The organism is Nodularia sp. UHCC 0506 (assembly GCF_034931045.1).
GTDB lineage: Bacteria > Cyanobacteriota > Cyanobacteriia > Cyanobacteriales > Nostocaceae > Nodularia.
Window position 1 is genome coordinate 1 of the sequence record NZ_JAYGHH010000028.1, and the last position, 16,559, is coordinate 16,559.

General features: G+C 40.4%; 13 protein-coding genes and 1 tRNA gene. 7 read left to right on the forward strand and 7 right to left on the reverse strand.

The genetic code is table 11. The features are described from left to right. Window positions 1-354 precede the first annotated feature (354 nt). Both VB654_RS15590 and VB654_RS15595 read right to left on the reverse strand, forming a co-directional pair. Window positions 355-1,854 carry an MBOAT family protein gene (locus tag VB654_RS15590; protein ID WP_323214693.1) on the reverse strand — a complete coding sequence of 500 codons (1,500 nt, stop codon included), beginning with the start codon at window positions 1,852-1,854 and terminating at the stop codon, window positions 355-357. An 81-nt stretch (window positions 1,855-1,935) separates the two neighbouring features. Beyond that, window positions 1,936-4,986: a DUF1574 domain-containing protein gene (locus tag VB654_RS15595; protein WP_323214694.1), complete on the reverse strand. Its 3,051-nt coding sequence runs from the start codon at window positions 4,984-4,986 to the stop codon at window positions 1,936-1,938. Window positions 4,987-5,286: 300 nt separating this feature from the next. On the opposite strand from VB654_RS15595, the gene VB654_RS15600 reads away from it, so the two are divergent. The 4 genes from VB654_RS15600 (at window position 5,287) to VB654_RS15615 (ending at window position 9,783) form a co-directional block, all read left to right on the forward strand. Next, entirely contained in the window at window positions 5,287-5,553 is a 267-nt protein-coding gene (locus VB654_RS15600; protein ID WP_323214695.1) for a hypothetical protein, read from the forward strand. 269 nt (window positions 5,554-5,822) lie between these two features. Beyond that, complete coding sequence (ppc, locus tag VB654_RS15605; RefSeq protein WP_323214696.1) at window positions 5,823-8,930, forward strand: phosphoenolpyruvate carboxylase; 3,108 nt, start codon at window positions 5,823-5,825, stop codon at window positions 8,928-8,930. Window positions 8,931-9,168: 238 nt separating this feature from the next. Next, entirely contained in the window at window positions 9,169-9,417 is a 249-nt protein-coding gene (locus VB654_RS15610) for a hypothetical protein (RefSeq protein WP_323214697.1), read from the forward strand. Window positions 9,418-9,501: 84 nt separating this feature from the next. After that, the gene (locus VB654_RS15615) at window positions 9,502-9,783 is read left to right on the forward strand and encodes a DUF4090 family protein (RefSeq protein ID WP_323214698.1); all 282 of its coding nucleotides are present in this window, start codon (window positions 9,502-9,504) and stop codon (window positions 9,781-9,783) included. A gap of 91 nt (window positions 9,784-9,874) precedes the next feature. Here VB654_RS15615 and petA read toward each other — a convergent pair whose 3' ends face one another. Then, a complete protein-coding gene (gene petA, locus VB654_RS15620) occupies window positions 9,875-10,876 on the reverse strand; it encodes a cytochrome f (RefSeq protein ID WP_323214699.1) in 1,002 nt (333 codons plus the stop codon). Window positions 10,877-11,040: 164 nt separating this feature from the next. After that, complete coding sequence (petC, locus tag VB654_RS15625) at window positions 11,041-11,580, reverse strand: cytochrome b6-f complex iron-sulfur subunit (protein WP_323214700.1); 540 nt, start codon at window positions 11,578-11,580, stop codon at window positions 11,041-11,043. Window positions 11,581-11,809: 229 nt separating this feature from the next. On the opposite strand from petC, the gene VB654_RS15630 reads away from it, so the two are divergent. Then, window positions 11,810-12,118, forward strand: coding sequence for a DUF3067 family protein (locus VB654_RS15630; protein WP_323214701.1), 309 nt, complete (start codon window positions 11,810-11,812; stop codon window positions 12,116-12,118). A gap of 566 nt (window positions 12,119-12,684) precedes the next feature. Further along, window positions 12,685-13,755 (forward strand): sugar transferase, encoded by a 1,071-nt coding sequence (locus VB654_RS15635; protein ID WP_323214702.1) that lies wholly within the window; start codon window positions 12,685-12,687, stop codon window positions 13,753-13,755. Between the two features lie 310 nt (window positions 13,756-14,065). Here the strand turns inward: VB654_RS15635 and VB654_RS15640 are convergent. Further along, window positions 14,066-14,138, reverse strand: a tRNA-Phe gene (locus VB654_RS15640). Between the two features lie 77 nt (window positions 14,139-14,215). After that, window positions 14,216-15,085 carry a metal ABC transporter permease gene (locus VB654_RS15645; RefSeq protein WP_323214703.1) on the reverse strand — a complete coding sequence of 290 codons (870 nt, stop codon included), beginning with the start codon at window positions 15,083-15,085 and terminating at the stop codon, window positions 14,216-14,218. 196 nt (window positions 15,086-15,281) lie between these two features. Between VB654_RS15645 and VB654_RS15650 the strand changes: the two genes are divergently transcribed. Beyond that, window positions 15,282-15,557, forward strand: coding sequence for an ArsR/SmtB family transcription factor (locus VB654_RS15650; protein ID WP_416235690.1), 276 nt, complete (start codon window positions 15,282-15,284; stop codon window positions 15,555-15,557). A gap of 77 nt (window positions 15,558-15,634) precedes the next feature. Here the strand turns inward: VB654_RS15650 and VB654_RS15655 are convergent, their stop codons facing one another. After that, window positions 15,635-16,405, reverse strand: a complete 771-nt coding sequence (locus VB654_RS15655) for a metal ABC transporter ATP-binding protein (RefSeq protein ID WP_323214704.1) — start codon at window positions 16,403-16,405, stop codon at window positions 15,635-15,637. Window positions 16,406-16,559 lie beyond the last annotated feature (154 nt).

Consider the following 16,559-nt stretch of genomic DNA (forward strand, 5'->3'; position numbering starts at 1 on the left):
GACGCTGTTGTAAGGTAGTGGTCATATTTCTATGATTGCGATATGTGTTTTTAATGAATCAGACGCACTTTTTGCTCGTCTGTCCTAATAAACTTAACATGAATTTACGTTTGGTAAAGTATTAATTTTATTATTTATTTTTCTAATTACATTAGATTTACTTATGCTATTTCACTATTATATTAGGGTTTGCTGTTCGCGTAGCGTGCCGTTAGGCATAAAAGTTTGGTCATGGAGGCAGGGAACAAGGAACAGTGTCAGCTATCTGTCATCCTCAAATTTTCTGATTTATTCAACCAGCCCCCACTGGCTTGATAATCAGCACTTTGCTATGTGAAAAGCCATAACATAAAATTAAAAATCAAAGTAAATATAAGGCAAGCCACCTTCAGGAGCTAATAACCATACGGCGTAGAGACATAGTGGTACAAAAAAAAGCTTGACAGGCCAATTAAACTCTAACTTCAGCCTGCCATTAAAGGCATAGATTATAGTCATAAATCCAGCTAAAATTCCCAGCAAAGCAGTAAGTTGATACTGGCTCATATTCAAGGCTTCTATATAAACTTTTTGGACAAACTGTGAGTCAGCAGAATGGCTCCAAAGGTGCTGAATTACCCAAAAAGAATCCTGAATGTTGGGGAGACGGAACCAAATCCAAGAGGTAAAAACCATTAATTGGGTTAAAAACCAAGCCAAAACTATACCTAGTGGATTTTGCCAGAAATGTGCCAGAGTTTCAAAGCGATCGCTCATCACATCTGTCAGTCGATGAACCCCCAAAGCTAAACCGTGTAATATTCCCCAAACGACAAAACCCCAGGCTGAACCGTGCCAAATCCCAGCAATTAACATGACAATAAATAAATTCCAGCAGGTGCGAGTTAAACCTTGACGGGAACCACCCAAAGGAAAGTAGATATAGTTTCGTAACCAATCACCTAAAGTAATATGCCAACGTCGCCAAAATTCTGCAATGCTGGTGCTGAAATAAGGAAAGTTAAAATTTTCAGGCAAAACGAAGCCAAAAAGTAAAGCACTCCCACGGGCGATGTCTACATAACCACTGAAATCCAAATACAACTGTAAGCCGTAGGCAAATGTAGCCAACCACAGATCAACGCTACCCGCCCTTTGTAGATTGCCAAAACATAAATCCACAAAAATTCCCAAGTTATCTGCCAAAATTCCTTTTTTGACTGCGCCTCTAGAAATTAACCACAGTGCCTCTGTCACTTTTTCAGCAGAGGGAAAGTGTGGTTTATGTAATTGAGATGATAGGCTGTGATAACGAGTAATTGGGCCAGAAATTAGTTTGGCAAAGAATAATTTATACGTAGCAAATTTGAGCAACTGTTTAGTAGCTGGCGCACCGCGATAGACATCTACTAAATAAGCAATGCACTCAAAAATAAAAAATGAAATCCCCAAAGGTGCAATTAATTTAAATGAAGAATCTGGTGAATTGATTTGCAGATTAAAAACATATTTAAAAATATCTGGCAAATATTTAAAACCAAGTAACAACAAAACATTTAAACTTACACCCAGCCACAACAATTTCAGGCGGCGACGATTCCAGTCAGCTTGGGCAAACTGCCATTCTTCGTTAGAAAGTTGCCAGTTAACAGCATATTTTTTGGATGTGGTATTATTCCCAATTTCCAGCCCCAGACGGAAATTAATTAGTGTCAAGACTAATAATAAAGGAATGTAATGCACATTTAAAGAACCGTAGAAAACAAGACTAGCAATTAGCAACGTCCACAGTCGCAATTTCTGGTTATTTACAGACCAGTAAATTCCCAGGACACTTAGCAAAAACAGTCCATATAAAATTGATATAAAATTCATATTTTAGTTATTGGTCATTGGTTATTGATTGTTAGGAAGTTATAATCTTATTCCCTCACATCTCTGGCTCTTGCTGCTCCCTTATTTTGTCGGCCAAGCAATCATAGGATCATTTGCCAAATTTTTGGATACTTCATAAGCCCCAAAGCGGTTGAGGTGACTAGGATCAGAAAAATAAGCATTATTTCTTGGCCAAAGTTGGCTTAAGTCTCTATATATAAAGTGGGAATTGGTTGCTAAAGATAACATATATTGCTGAAATTTTTGCTCATATTTTTTGCGTACTGGATCTAAATAATCAGAGGTCAGAGGCATATTTACAAATACTACAGAAATATTTCGAGATTGGGTAAACTGTAAAATTTGTTGCAAGGCAATATCTTGTTCACCTTCTATCTGAAAATTTCTATAATCATTGTCATAATTGCCTATAACTCTAGGGTGCTTTTGATAGTGTTCTGTAGGATCAAATTTCACAGATAAAGCTAAAAATCCATCAAAATCCACTGCCCGATGAGTAATATCTATCTCTGTATTTTCGGGATTAACTTCTATTGGAGATGCTATAGTTTGATTGCGTGTAAATAGAGGTAATGAAAGCAGTTTTTTATGCAGTAAGGCTTTAATTTGGTCACGATTTTCGTAGCTAATAGACAATCCAGATATTGTTTGATTTAACTGTTTATTTATGGCTTGATAACTGTTAAAATTTGATGTTTCTCCTACTTTTGTCTGAGCAGAAGAATTGTCAAAATTTAGCTGAGATTCATCCCTATTTGTGGCTATGTATGCTTTTTGTAATATCTGCTGATAACCCTCTGAGGCAGCGATCGCTTTAAAGGTTACGTCCTCGCGACTACTATTAAAAGCACGGGAACCATCTGCCCAAAGAATGAGTTTTGGTAGTTCTGATGGTTCTAATACCTGACGAATAATTAAGTCTACAACTTGTGCTGTAGCACCATTAATGCCAAAATTAAATACATCAATATTGGGATAACCCTGATTTGCTAATCCTTGAGAAAGTGCTACGGGATCAATTCCTCTCAAGGCACGGGAGGAACCAATAATTAATACATCTGCTGCTTTACCGTTTTTAGCAACTCGCTGTTTATACAATGCTAGTTGTTCGTTTAATTGCCGGGAATTAAAACTGGGCATCTGTGTGAGTGCTGCTCCTGTTTGTCCAGCCCTCGCTGTTAATAAAATCGCTGTGGCGTTGGCTCTTTCTTTCAGGGGACTAGCTCTTAAATTTGGCTTTTGGCTATCATTTTGAGTGAATCCAGAAGCATTAAAGATATCTTGTTGATTTTGAAGAGATTCTTTTGCCGACCTGTTAGTAAAAAATGCTGTTCTTTCATTCTGGTCTGCCTGAGACTTCAATGATATTTCCTGCTCAGAGAATGAGGGGGAAACACTATTTATTTGTGGTGAATTTGATATAGGGCGAGTAATGAGATAATTTAAAATCCAATCAGTTTGTACAGTTAGTAATAAACCCAATAAGCCCCAAACTAAAGCTATTTTCAGCCCTTGGCTATCAGGATTTTGTGATAATGACTCACCACTTTCTGCAAATATCTGCGTTTCTATGAGACATTTTTTTGTATAGGTAGAGATGCGATTAATTTTGTCTCTAGTCCAATCTCGTGCTACTTCTGTAACAAAATTTTGAACTTCTTCTGAGGTTAAATCGGTACGTAAAATTGGTTCGTTATTGTCAGTGGTTAAAAGCTCACTCACATATTCTGAAGTAGCCGCAAATTCTGGAGTGGCTTCTGGAACTAAACGTTGGCGTTGGATTAAATCTACGCCATGATGCCAAAATGGTTCCTTATTACCAGCACGGCGACCGTAGACACGCACCCCTGTAATACCTGGCATTTTTAAATGCTGTAAAAATTGAGTAACTTTGTTAGCTACTTGTGAACGATCTGGGCAAATGGTTGCATCACACATAATGTGCAGCAAGTCACCTTTGCGTAGGAGCATGACACGAATGCCGCCTGTCTTTAACCGCCAATCCAAATCAAGATTGAGTAAGCGCTCTAGTAAAAAAATGATTGCTGGTTCATCACCCTCATTGGCTAACTCCAGGGGTAATGGGGCTAAAGCTGGGTGTTGCGTAGCTGGTAAAGTTAGCCAGTCAATCCAAGTTGGTTGCTGGTCTGCATTTTTGTGTCCGTAGACAGTGGCAGCCAGAATACCTTGGGGAGCGATCGCTTCTAACTGGCGGGAGATAATTTCTAAACATTGGGCTTGATCTGGCGCTGGTGCAGTTTCTGTGGGATCAGCAGCCGGGGTGCAAAAAATATGTAGGGTTGATTCTTTGAGAGAAGCTTGAACATCGACTTTTGCTCCTGCCAATATTGACCTTAACAGCCTGGCGATCGCTTGAACGTCTCCCCACCTAGCCCATTCCTTGAGCATGGTTTCTGGAGGTCGCAGATCCACTCTCAGCAGACACTCAGATACAGCCTCACCACTGACTTGGGAAACAATTACCGCATCTTCGTAGCCCACCAGTTTCAAATACCGTAACTGCTCGGCTATTGGTTCAGCTAATAATGATGAATCGGGACTATAGCTAGACTGACAACAGATCCACAGGCGATTAACTGCCGCTTGATTGCTATCTTTTGGCTGATACTGTTTGGTTTTTACCTGTACGGAGACACCTAAAGGACTGAGAGTTTCACTCAGATAGCGGGCAATAGCATTGGAATCTCCCCGACGTGCCAAACTTTCATTAGAGATAATCAGCGATCCACTTTGAGCAGATTTCTCCGAGTCTTCCAGAACTTGCTCTACCTGTTCTAGATGTTTTTCTAGTTGGTTTAAATAAACCCGGTGACACCATTGGGGTCGATATTCTCCTTTCTTCCGGCCATAGACAAATACTTGGTATATTGAGGGTTGTTCATTACTGGTTAAAAGATCCAAATCTGTTTGTTGTAGCGCGTGAAGCAAGTCAGACAGAGTGCGCCAGCGTTGAGGAGACTCTGAACCTTCACAAAGAATGTGTAGATCATTTCCCCGCAACCGGACTTTTACCCCAAAAGAGTTGATTCCTGTTGCTTGGCTCACCCACTGCACTATCGATTTCTGACTATCTAGTAATACTGTGTTCATGGGCAGTTAACTTTAGTCATTGGTTATTAGTCATTGGTCATTGGTCAATAAAACATGAATCTCGATATTTTATTGTACAGACGCAATTAATCGCGTTTGTACCCAGCACTGGGAAACGGTAGTGCGTGTACTTGTAAACTAGAAACATAGGTTTATCACACTTTGCAGTTTTTTTTTAACAATTTTGTTACTTTGTGGGCTTGTAAAATCGGACAAAATAGACAAGTAGGTCCGGAAGTCGCACAGAAGTTGAATGCACGCGTTTCTTTTTACTCATTTGCCAACCACCAAAAATTAGCAATGACTCCTACTACCCAAAAGTCCTCAGATAATCCCGGATTCCATCTACCTTTGTTTAGCATTCCCCAATCTCTCCTCTTACAAATAGGTACAGCGTCTATACTACTGCTGCTCACCACAGAAAAAGCCACAGTAAAAGCCCTAGAATCTATGGGGCAAGCTAGTGAAGAATTATTTCGAGGCGATCGCCTACCAATTTTACCGTTTCCAGAGGCAGCAGATGACAACATTTTGCATACAAGTACCAGAGGCGGGGAAAGAGGTTAAAAAATATATTTAAAACCTAAAATGCTCATGGTTTGACCTTGAGAATTAATTGCCAAAGAAGAGGCGAGGGAGCAGGGAACATCAGAGCAAGGGGGATAATTAAAATGGAGATTCGACCCCACTTGCACAAGAACCATTTACGTAGAAGTGGAGAATCCCTAGCAGGTTCCGTCTTCTCCTGTTTCCTTCCTTCTGCCTCTTTGTTAAACGGACGGGATTTATCGCGTCTTTACGATGTAAACAGTAATCAGCTTACAAGAGCAGAAATTATGGGTTCTCTTCTATACAGTTTGTCTCATGCGGCGAATTTCTACCCTGCGTCAGAATTATTTTTGCGTCATCGTCTCCAAGTAGTGGAAGAATTGTGGGAATCAGTACTCCGGCAAGAATGTGGTCAAACAATGGTGGATTTATTGCGGCAATTGCGCGATTTGTGTTCGCCAGAAGGACAAGCAACAAACGATCAAGCCGCATCTGCCGTTAAGTTGATTGAACAACTGAACATTAATGAGGCAATTCGCGCAGCTCGTGCCTTTGCGCTGTATTTCCAGTTGATTAACATCATAGAGCAGGAATATGAACAACGTCAGCAATTAACCCGCTATTCTGAAGGAGAAGTGGAAACGGTAATTCAGGAGGAGACGTTATCAAACGCTACCTACTCTTCCAACCAAAATGAAGATGATTCCATTCGGGTAAACAAGGGAAGAGAAACTTGTCCGGAGGAGATAAATCTTTTCTCTACAAAAAGTTGGGTGACTAAATCCGTCGGCAAACAAAAAGGTACTTTTGCAACTTTGTTTCCGGATTTATTCAAGCTGAATGTGCCACCCCAGCAAATTCAACGCCTAATTTCACATTTAGATGTGCGTTTAGTCTTTACAGCCCACCCCACAGAAATAGTTCGTCACACCATCCGCGATAAACAAAGACAGGTGGTAAACCTGTTGCAAAAATTGGATGTAGTGGAAAACCGCACTGAAAACACCCTGGGAGGATATCCTTGGGAAGCCGCAGACTTGCGAGAACAATTGCTCGAAGAAATTCGCCTTTGGTGGCGAACAGATGAACTCCATCAATTCAAACCCACGGTGCTGGATGAAGTTGATTACGCCTTACACTACTTTCAAGAGGTGTTGTTTGATGGCATTCCTCAACTTTATAAGCGCTTGAAATATGCTCTCAGTAAAACATTTGCTTGGCTAGAACCGCCGCATAAAAACTTTTGTTCTTTTGGTTCCTGGGTAGGTTCAGATCGCGACGGCAACCCATCAGTGACACCGGAAATCACCTGGCAAACAGCTTGCTATCAGCGCAAAATGGTGTTGGAAAGATATATCAAATCAGTGAAACAGCTGATTGAATTATTGAGTGTATCGATGCACTGGAGTGATGTTTTACCAGACTTGCTGGAATCTTTGGAAATCGATCAGTCCCAGCTAAGTGATGTGTACGATGCGCTGGCGTTGCGTTATCGCCAAGAACCCTATCGATTGAAATTGGCTTATGTGTTGAGACGCTTGGAAAATACACGCGATCGCAATGTCGCCTTGTATAACCATGAAAAGTCAACCAAAGAAGATTCCCCCATGTATCGTTCGGGATCGGAGTTTTTGTCAGAACTACGGTTAATTGAACGTAACTTGACCGAAACTGGTTTAAGCTGTCGAGAGTTAGAAACTTTGATTTGTCAAGTAGAAATTTTTGACTTTAACTTGACCCAGTTGGATATCCGCCAAGAATCAACACGACACTCTGATGCCTTAAATGAGATTCTGGAATATCTGCAAGTCTTACCCCAACCCTATAACGAACTATCAGAAGCCCAGCGAGTGGCTTGGCTAACTGGGGAACTGCAAACCCGTCGGCCATTAATTCCGGCAGAATTGCCATTTTCGGAAAAAACCAATGATGTGATTGAAACTTTCCGGATCTTGCGATCGCTACAGCAAGAGTTTGGTGTCAACATCTGCCAAACCTACATTATTAGTATGTGCCGGGAAGTGAGCGATGTCCTGGAAGTTTTGCTATTAGCTAAAGAATCTCGACTTTTTGACCCAGTGATCGCTGTCGGAACTATTCAGGTTGTCCCCTTATTTGAAACTGTAGAGGACTTACAACGCTCTAGAAGCGTCATGCGGCAGTTATTTGAACTCCCGCTATATCGAGCTTTGTTAGCCGGTGGTTATGAAGCGCTCAAAGCCAGCAAAGAGGAAGGCTCTTCATTACCGATTGTCCCCACTACTGCTTCTCCCCTCACCCCTAACTTACAAGAAGTTATGTTGGGGTATTCCGATAGCAATAAAGACTCTGGTTTTTTAAGTAGTAACTGGGAAATTCATAAAGCCCAAAAATCACTCCAGACAATTGCTGAAGAATATGGCTTAAGTTTGCGAATTTTCCACGGACGTGGGGGTTCTGTGGGGCGAGGTGGCGGCCCAGCTTATGAGGCAATTTTGGCGCAACCAGGACACAGTATTAACGGGCGGATCAAGATTACTGAACAAGGCGAGGTTTTAGCTTCTAAGTACTCCTTGTTGGACTTAGCTATGTATAATCTGGAAACCATTACCACTGCTGTCATTCAAGCCAGCTTATTGCGAACAGGGTTTGATGATATTGAACCGTGGAATGAGATTATGGAAGAGTTAGCAGTGCGATCGCGTCAACATTATCGCAATTTAATTTACGAGCAACCAGATTTTATCGACTTTTTCCACCAAGTCACCCCCATTGAAGAAATTAGCCAGTTACAAATTAGTTCTCGTCCAGCACGCCGGCCATCTGGGAAGAAAGATTTAAGCAGTTTACGAGCTATTCCTTGGGTATTTAGCTGGACACAAACTAGATTTTTACTGCCTTCTTGGTATGGTATCGGCACAGCTTTACAGGGATTTTTGAATGAAGAAGAGGAATCAGAAGAACACCTAAAATTACTACGCTACTTTTATCTCAAGTGGCCTTTCTTCAAAATGGTGATTTCCAAAGCAGAAATGACCCTCGCCAAAGTAGATATGCAAATGGCTCATCACTATGTAGAAGAATTGGGTAATCCTGAAGACAAAGACCGCTTAGAGAAAGTATTTGAGCAAATTGCCAATGAATTCTATCTCACCAGGGATTTAGTCTTAAAAATTACTGGACACACTCGGCTTTTGGATGGTGATCCTGTGTTGCAACGTTCGGTACAGTTACGCAATGGAACGATTGTACCTTTAGGATTCATCCAAGTTTCTCTACTCAAACGCTTACGACAATCACGGAATATTACTGCGACTTCTGGTGTAATTCACTCTCGTTACAGTAAAGGTGAGTTACTGCGAGGCGCACTGTTAACTATTAACGGTATTGCCGCCGGGATGAGAAATACAGGTTGAGTTGCTGAGTGCTGAGTGCTGAGTGCTGAGTGCTGAGTGCTGAGTGCTGAGTGTTGAGTAAAAAACCGTAGTGGCGTGGCACAGCTAATTTTGTGCATAAGCATAAATATTGTGGGTTAAACTCTCTAGCCCCCCAGAACAGGCAAGATATCTGTGCCACAAGAAAAAAATAATGCACTATTTTAAGCTGACCACGCTAGTAGCTTAACCCACCATTGCCATAAACTAAATTCAACTCATGATTAAAAATAGATTATTAACTTGCACATTTTTCGCTTTAACATCAGGATTTTTTGGTGGTTACATTGGTGGACAAATCACGTCAATGCTGCATAACCAGAAATGTCAAAACCAAGCCTGGGGTTTCAAGATGATGTGTAATGTTTGGGTAACGCCTGGAGCTACTTGGCAAGGTACTACAGCCGGATTATGGACAGGTACAATTTTAGGAGCGTTTGTTGGTGGTTCCATCACACGCCCAGAATAATCAGGGGGCGGACTTGTTTTTTCCATAGTCTTTTGGTGTCGGCAAGACTGTAAAATTTACCTATAGTTTTGAGAATAAATTACCATGTCTACAACCAAGGGTGCTGATGCTATCGATGAAGCGATCGCTCAGGGAATCGATTTTGATGGTTCTGCCATCCCCCCTGCAAAGTTAGAATTGTATAACAAAGTCATGGCATTAGAGGGAAATAGACAGCGTAGTGGCGTATCAAATACCATGCGATCGCGCATTGTGCGAATTGGCGCAAAACACATTCCTCAAGCAGAACTTGATAAATTCCTTGTAGATGCTGGTTTTGCACCCCTTAAAGAAAAGGAAATTGCCTTTTTCTATGCTGGTAAGTAAGTGAATTCCTAAATTATTTCAAACACTTACATGATGACAAAAAAAGACAGGCATTTCGCCTGTCCACAAAATTATTGATTTAGCAAAGATTTTAGAAGTTAAGTTCAGCAGCTTGAACTTTTTCCACCTGCTTTTTCTTCAGCACTAGCATAACTTGAGCTAACATTACAAGTGCAACAAAGGCAATCATTCCTTGAACTCTGGTTGCGTCTTGCAAGACAATTTCTACATCTTTTTGACCAAATCCGCCAACATTGGGGTTATTAGTCAAAGCATCACCAGCAGTTACAGATTGTCCTTCAGAAACAATCAATTCTGGCCCTGCGGGAATTGTATCAATAGTAGTATCGCCAGATTCTGTTTGGATATTTACTAGATATTTCACATTACCATCTTCATCTTCCTCTTTGGCAATCTTGCTAATTGTGCCAGTAGCGGAAGCATTATAAATGGTATTATTGCTCTTTTCACCAGTAGGATAAACTTGTCCACGTCCCCGGTTTGCACCTAAGTGAACTGAATATTTACCGAAGTGAATATTCTTATCTGTTGCGGGGTTAGGAGAAAGAACTGGGAAGACAATTTCTTGATACTGTTCGCCGGGTATGGGTCCCACAAGAAGAACATTCTCACTGTCTTCGGTGTAGGGTTGGAAGTAAACATCGCCTACTTCTTCTTTGAGTTCTTCAGAAATGCGGTCTTCCGGTGCAATTTTAAAGCCTTCTGGCAACATCAACACAGCACCGACGTTTAAGCCAACTTTAGAACCATCAGCACCAACTTGTTGGATGTTGGTATCGTAGGGAATTTTCACCACTGCTTTAAATACAGTATCAGGTAGTACTGATTGGGGAACTTCTACTTCTGCTGGTTTAGCGGCTAAGTGACAGTTAGCACAAACAATCCGTCCGGTCGGTTCACGGGGGCTTTCAGGATAGGTTTGCTGCGCCCAAAAAGGATAAGCCGCAGCGCTTTGGGGCAGAGCTACATCGCTAGTGAAGTAAAATGTCAGGGTAGCGATCGCTATGAGCAAGGTTTTGATAATTGCTCTAGTATTGCGAGTTAAACTCGCTGTGGTACGGGCATTTCTCATCTCTATAAGGACAACTATTCTCTGGTTAATTGGTCATTGGTCATTGACTTTGTTTTTAGCACTCAGGACTCAATACTCAATACTCAGCACTCAGCACTCAGCACTCAATACTCAATACTCAGCACTCAGCACTCAGCACTCAATACTCAATACTCAGCACTCAATTAAGACCACCAAGGTTCTTCGTCGGTGCGGAAGTCGGTTTCAGTCCAAGGGGTCAAGACGATTTTGTCATCTTCAGTTTTGGTGTGTGCGAGAGCCAAAGATAGAGGTGCTGGACCTCTGACCACCTTACCAGTTGCATCGTACTGGGAACCGTGACAAGGACATTTAAACTTGTTCTCTGCGACATTCCAGGGGACAACACAACCCAAGTGTGTGCAGATAGCATTAATACCGTAATCGCCAATGGCTTCTTTGCTTTCTACGACCATATAGGTGGGGTCGCCTTTGAGTCCTTGAACTAGGGCGCGATCGCCTACGTTATGACTTGCTAGAAAGCCACTGACACTAACATCATTCCCCAACTCGTCCTTTGCAGTTGTACCGCCACCAGCGCCACCGCTAGCAGGTGGAATAAAGTAGTTAACGACAGGATACAATGCACCCAGAGCTACACCAGTCACTGTTCCAAAAGTCAGCAAATTCATGAACTGACGACGGCCCATATCTGGCACGTCCATTGATTCAGAAAATTGAGCCATATTCTACGCGCTCTTTGTGTATTTTGTTAAGCATTCTTACAAGAGTACCAGTAGTTGAGTAACTCCTGTGTGAGTGGAAATGCCAACGCCTACAACGATGCTAATTTTCTTTATTGCAAGATATATTGAGCATCTCTTCTGTTAGCATTACATTTCTTTATATGTCTATCATACTTGAGTTACGGAACGTAACATCATAACTAAATGTAAAATCTAATTGAGAAAAGCTATGACAGGACAGGAATTACGCAAATTATTACTGGACAAGTGGGGATATTCTTACGATGTCCAGTTCCGGCGCACAAAGGGCAAGATATTTCTCCAAGTTATGTGGAAGTATCTTGAACAAGCTTCCTTTCCGTTGACTGAGGCAGAGTACCAAGAGCATCTTGATAGCATTGCTAATTATCTTCAGGCTTTGGGTGGTGCTGTGCAAGTCCAAACATTTATTTCCCAAACACGCGATCGCCCCCGTCTTGGCAAAGCTGTGAGTATTCCTCTAGATTTGGGTGAACGCGCCTCGGAATGGATTGTTTGAAATGCTATTTTTAGGTCACGCTGAATCCAAAGCACACGTTACCCGTCAGTCCTTTACGCGATCGCTGGAATCGGAGCCAGTCACTATGAGTTAATGTATAATATTTATTGTATATTTAAGTAATTATGAACACTGTAGCAAAGTGCCAGGATCAAGCCAGTAGGGACGGGTTGATTACAATTATTGTTGGTAATTGAGCATATCTGTCATAGTTTGCGTGGCGTAGCCATAACCGTCTCTACATCAAAGCTTGGAGCTATCAATACTGTTTTAATTCTGATGACAATCGCTATAATTACTATATTTTGCTGCCTAACTTGTATCTTTTAATTCATCTAGATACTTACTAAATCAGGCGATCGCTGTTATCTCCGATTCATCTATATTTGTTTTCAAAGTGACATTTACTCTGCTCATCCTGATGAATTTGATCAATGGATAAAAAAGCGATCACAACTCTATAAAATTTGTACACTTATTTCCATTAAGCAAATTTATAATCAACAGCTAAAATTACAATTCATTGATCAGTAATGAATCCTAAATATTCAGGAATTTTATAAACGATGAATCATCACCTTAAATTAGCTACTTCTCTTGATGATGTAGAATTGCCAGAGAAATTACCGCCCATCGTTCTCATAGCTTTTACTCGTCCTGAATTGCTAAAGGAGGTTTTAAATGCAATTAGTCAACAAACTTTATTACCTCCAAAAATAATTGGTTTTGTCGATGGTGCAAGAAAGTCAGAGGATGAACATTTGATTGCACAATGTATTTCCTTGTTAGAGGATTTTTCCGCCTTAGTACCAGTTCAAATTGTTGCCAGGAAAAATAATTTAGGATGTGACCAAAATGTAATTTTGGGTTTAACAGAGGTTCTCACTACCCATGATTCTCTTGTTTATTTAGAAGATGATACTGTTCCTAATCAATATTTTTATGATCGTATGTGCCGATTATTAGAGGCTTACCGCGATTGTAAACAAGTTTGTTCAGTCAGTGCCTATGCAAACCTACCAGCAGGTTTAGATTCTCAAGTAGATACAGATTTTATCATGTCTAATCGTGTGTTTTGCTGGGGATTTGGTACTTGGTTTGATCGTTGGCAAGAAATCGATTTGGTTAATCAATCAGCCCAATATAATCCTTTTGGTAGCTTTTATCAAATCCCAGCAACATCCCAAACAAAAATGACGATGGTCAATCAATTTTGGCTAGAAAAAAATAAACAAACAGATTGGGTGATTACATTCACACTTGCTGCTCTTTATCACCAGAAATTACATATTATTCCAACAACTTCCTTCACCTATAATATTGGATTTGGTCATCCTCAATCAAAAACTTACAAAGGCAAAGAAGCAAGCTGGGTTAATGCTAGATATCAAGCCGATTTCCGTCCCCATAGTTTACCATCCAGCCTGGAATTACCGGAGCAATTAAAACTTGCTCTGAGTGATGGTGATCTAGTTCAATACTTATTAAAGCAGAAAGGATTATGGTTGAATCTATCAGCTTTTATGTATTTATTGCCAAGGTCTAGTAGCTTGAGTAACATGATAATGCTCATCAAGCTGTTCATAACTAGTTTACCCTTAACATTGAAGCGTTGGCGTAGTGGTTTACCCATGTAAATAAAGTTACGCGCCATCAAAATTCAAAAAGTTTAGGATAAAATATTCTCTGCTCTATAGGGTTTGCTGAAAAATGCCACGAAACTAGTTTAGATGCTACACAGCATAAAAAATGGTAGCTTTGGAGGTTGGTTCCCAAATTCACCCCATAATTTTCCACCGAAACGCAAGGATTTTGAGTGTCCAAATATGTCAAATTTCGTCTAGCAAATTGTCAACTTAGGACTAACTCCTACTTGAAAATTGCTAAATTTCAGCATTAGCAGTTCACATACCTTGATTTTTCAAAGCTTTCAGCTATTTAATTAAATGCCAGGAACCAGACTTGAACTGGTGACACGAGGATTTTCAGTCCTCTGCTCTACCAACTGAGCTATCCCGGCTGGGGGCTTTATTTGACCCACGATTAATAAATGTAGCACAAGAACAATTGCTTGGCAAGAGGTGAAAGAAAAAAAGTTTATCCTGCTTTGAACATCAACTTTACTGAAAGGAAAACAGCTACAAAAAACAAAAACTGCACAAGGACAATACTAGGGCCTGATGGCAAGTTAAAAATACCTGAAACCAAAATACCAGCAAGGCTTGTGCTTGAACCGATCATGATTGATAAAACCAGAAAACGGTTAAAGTGATGACTCATCAGCTTGGCTGTGGAAGCGGGAATCACCAAAAAGGCATTTACCAGCAACACACCGACGGCTGTAATCGCTACGGCAACAGCTAGGGAAAGTAAAATCACAAAGCCATAGCGATACACTTGAACTGGAATTCCTTGTACTTGGGCTACATCTGGGTTCAGGGTTAATAAAATTTGCTGTTGCAAGGTGGAAAATAAAAATATGCTACTGGCTATGAGCAAAAGGATGGTCAAAATTAAATCTGTATTGTCGATAGCCAGAATATCTCCGAACAATACTCTCATTAAATTGCCACGATAACCCGGAACGAAGCTAGTCAAAATCACACCAATACCTAATGCTCCTGATAGGACTATACTAAGAACGCTATCGCTCGCTAAATCGGTTTTATCGATGAAGTAGAGAACAACCACGCCAAATACTAAGGTAAAAGGCAACAGCATCCAAGTTGGGTTTAACTGTAGTAATACGCCTAAAACTACGCCGATTAATGCGGCATGACCTACAGCATGGCTGAAAAAGGATAGCTGGCGTAATGTAGCAAAGCTACCTAGTAAACCTCCCAGGATTCCCATTAACACAGCACCTGCGATCGCTCGCTGCATGAAGGGAAATTGTAACAAATTTACAAAGTCAAAATTAGTGGCGATCGCTAACAAATGGATCTGGCAAACAAAGCATAAATACATATTTACAAGCTATATTTTTTTATCCTTATTGTTTTGATTACAGGTAGATTTTTATCAAGTCTAAATAAATAGGATTGTTCTAATTATGAATTTATCAGTGTATAATATTAAGTATAATTTAAAATAGATCACTATAGATATTAATCTTGTGCAAGACTTAGTAGACCAAACTCTCAGTCATGAAAAAGCTCAACGGATGGCAGAATTTTTCAGTTTTTTGGGAGATCCTAATCGCCTGCGAATTCTTTCTTTTTTGGCTAACAAAGAACTGTGTGTTAGTGATTTAGCCGCATTACTAAACATGAGCGAATCTGCTGTTTCCCATCAATTACGAAACTTGCGAGTCATGCGATTAGTTGGCTATCGTAAGCAGGGACGTAATGTATTTTATCACCTCCACGATAACCATATTTCTCATCTTTATCAGGCTGTGGCTGAACATTTAGATGAACCTGTTGAATCAGGAAACTAAAAAATCAAAAGTAAAAAAATATTGCTGATGTCTTTTTACTGTTGACTATTAGTTATACAAAAGTATTGTTGAAAATTTTAATGGTGATGCTGATAAGGACTGAATCCAGGCCCGTATGTCGCTAACAAATTTTGGGGTGAAAGGGCAATTTCGGGTTGACCAGTACAAATAACAGTTTGGTTAAGGCAAATAACGCGATCGCAATGACGGCTGACCATATCAATATCATGGGAAACCTGCAACACTGTCCAACCTTCTTCCCGCTTTAATTCATTTAACAAAGCGTAAAAATCTGTGATCCCTTGGACATCAACACCAGCAAAAGCTTCATCTAATACCAAAAGTTGCCGAGGAATTACTAAGCAATAAGCTAACAACACCCGCTTTAGTTGCCCACCGCTAAGAGTTCCAATAGCTTGATGCCGAAGATGATAAGCATCGGTTCGCCGCAAAGCCTCTGCTATTGCTATTGATTTTTTTCTATCTTTCTTCCACAAATTGAAAAAAAATGGATGCTGATTTTTATTTTCATTCGCCCATCCCAGCCCGACTAATTCGCCTACAGAAATAGGGAAACTACGGTCAAAGATGAAATTTTGTGGCACATAACCTAATCGATGACGCAAATTTCCCAACTTGGTAATTGGGCGACCAAAAATTTCTATTTTGCCAGTAATATGAGGAATTATATCTAAAATCGCTTTCACCAAAGTACTTTTACCCGCACCATTGGGGCCAACGATAGCTGTATCTGTTCCTGGTAACAATTCAAAGGTAACATCTCGAACAGCCAAATAACTGCCTTGATTTATATTTAATCCTTCGACTTTTAAAATGGGAGATGTCATTAAGTAAGTGGGCGTAAATAAAGTTAACTGGTGGGGATCGTCATTTGTCCTTTGTCATTGGTAAGGATTGCGCCTTGTTTACCTTTCGTAATATAATTTGGGTTTTTCCTGCCTACCTACTTAGTCCTGGATTATTGGTAATTAGGGTTTGCTG

Coding starts and splice junctions, on each gene's coding strand:
- VB654_RS15590 (WP_323214693.1), bottom strand. CDS start 1,854: ATGAATTTTATATCAATTTTATATGGACTGTTTTTGCTAAGTGTCCTG.
- VB654_RS15595 (WP_323214694.1), bottom strand. CDS start 4,986: ATGAACACAGTATTACTAGATAGTCAGAAATCGATAGTGCAGTGGGTG.
- VB654_RS15600 (WP_323214695.1), top strand. CDS start 5,287: ATGACTCCTACTACCCAAAAGTCCTCAGATAATCCCGGATTCCATCTA.
- ppc (WP_323214696.1), top strand. CDS start 5,823: ATGGGTTCTCTTCTATACAGTTTGTCTCATGCGGCGAATTTCTACCCT.
- VB654_RS15610 (WP_323214697.1), top strand. CDS start 9,169: ATGATTAAAAATAGATTATTAACTTGCACATTTTTCGCTTTAACATCA.
- VB654_RS15615 (WP_323214698.1), top strand. CDS start 9,502: ATGTCTACAACCAAGGGTGCTGATGCTATCGATGAAGCGATCGCTCAG.
- petA (WP_323214699.1), bottom strand. CDS start 10,876: ATGAGAAATGCCCGTACCACAGCGAGTTTAACTCGCAATACTAGAGCA.
- petC (WP_323214700.1), bottom strand. CDS start 11,580: ATGGCTCAATTTTCTGAATCAATGGACGTGCCAGATATGGGCCGTCGT.
- VB654_RS15630 (WP_323214701.1), top strand. CDS start 11,810: ATGACAGGACAGGAATTACGCAAATTATTACTGGACAAGTGGGGATAT.
- VB654_RS15635 (WP_323214702.1), top strand. CDS start 12,685: ATGAATCATCACCTTAAATTAGCTACTTCTCTTGATGATGTAGAATTG.
- VB654_RS15645 (WP_323214703.1), bottom strand. CDS start 15,085: ATGTATTTATGCTTTGTTTGCCAGATCCATTTGTTAGCGATCGCCACT.
- VB654_RS15650 (WP_416235690.1), top strand. CDS start 15,282: ATGGCAGAATTTTTCAGTTTTTTGGGAGATCCTAATCGCCTGCGAATT.
- VB654_RS15655 (WP_323214704.1), bottom strand. CDS start 16,405: ATGACATCTCCCATTTTAAAAGTCGAAGGATTAAATATAAATCAAGGC.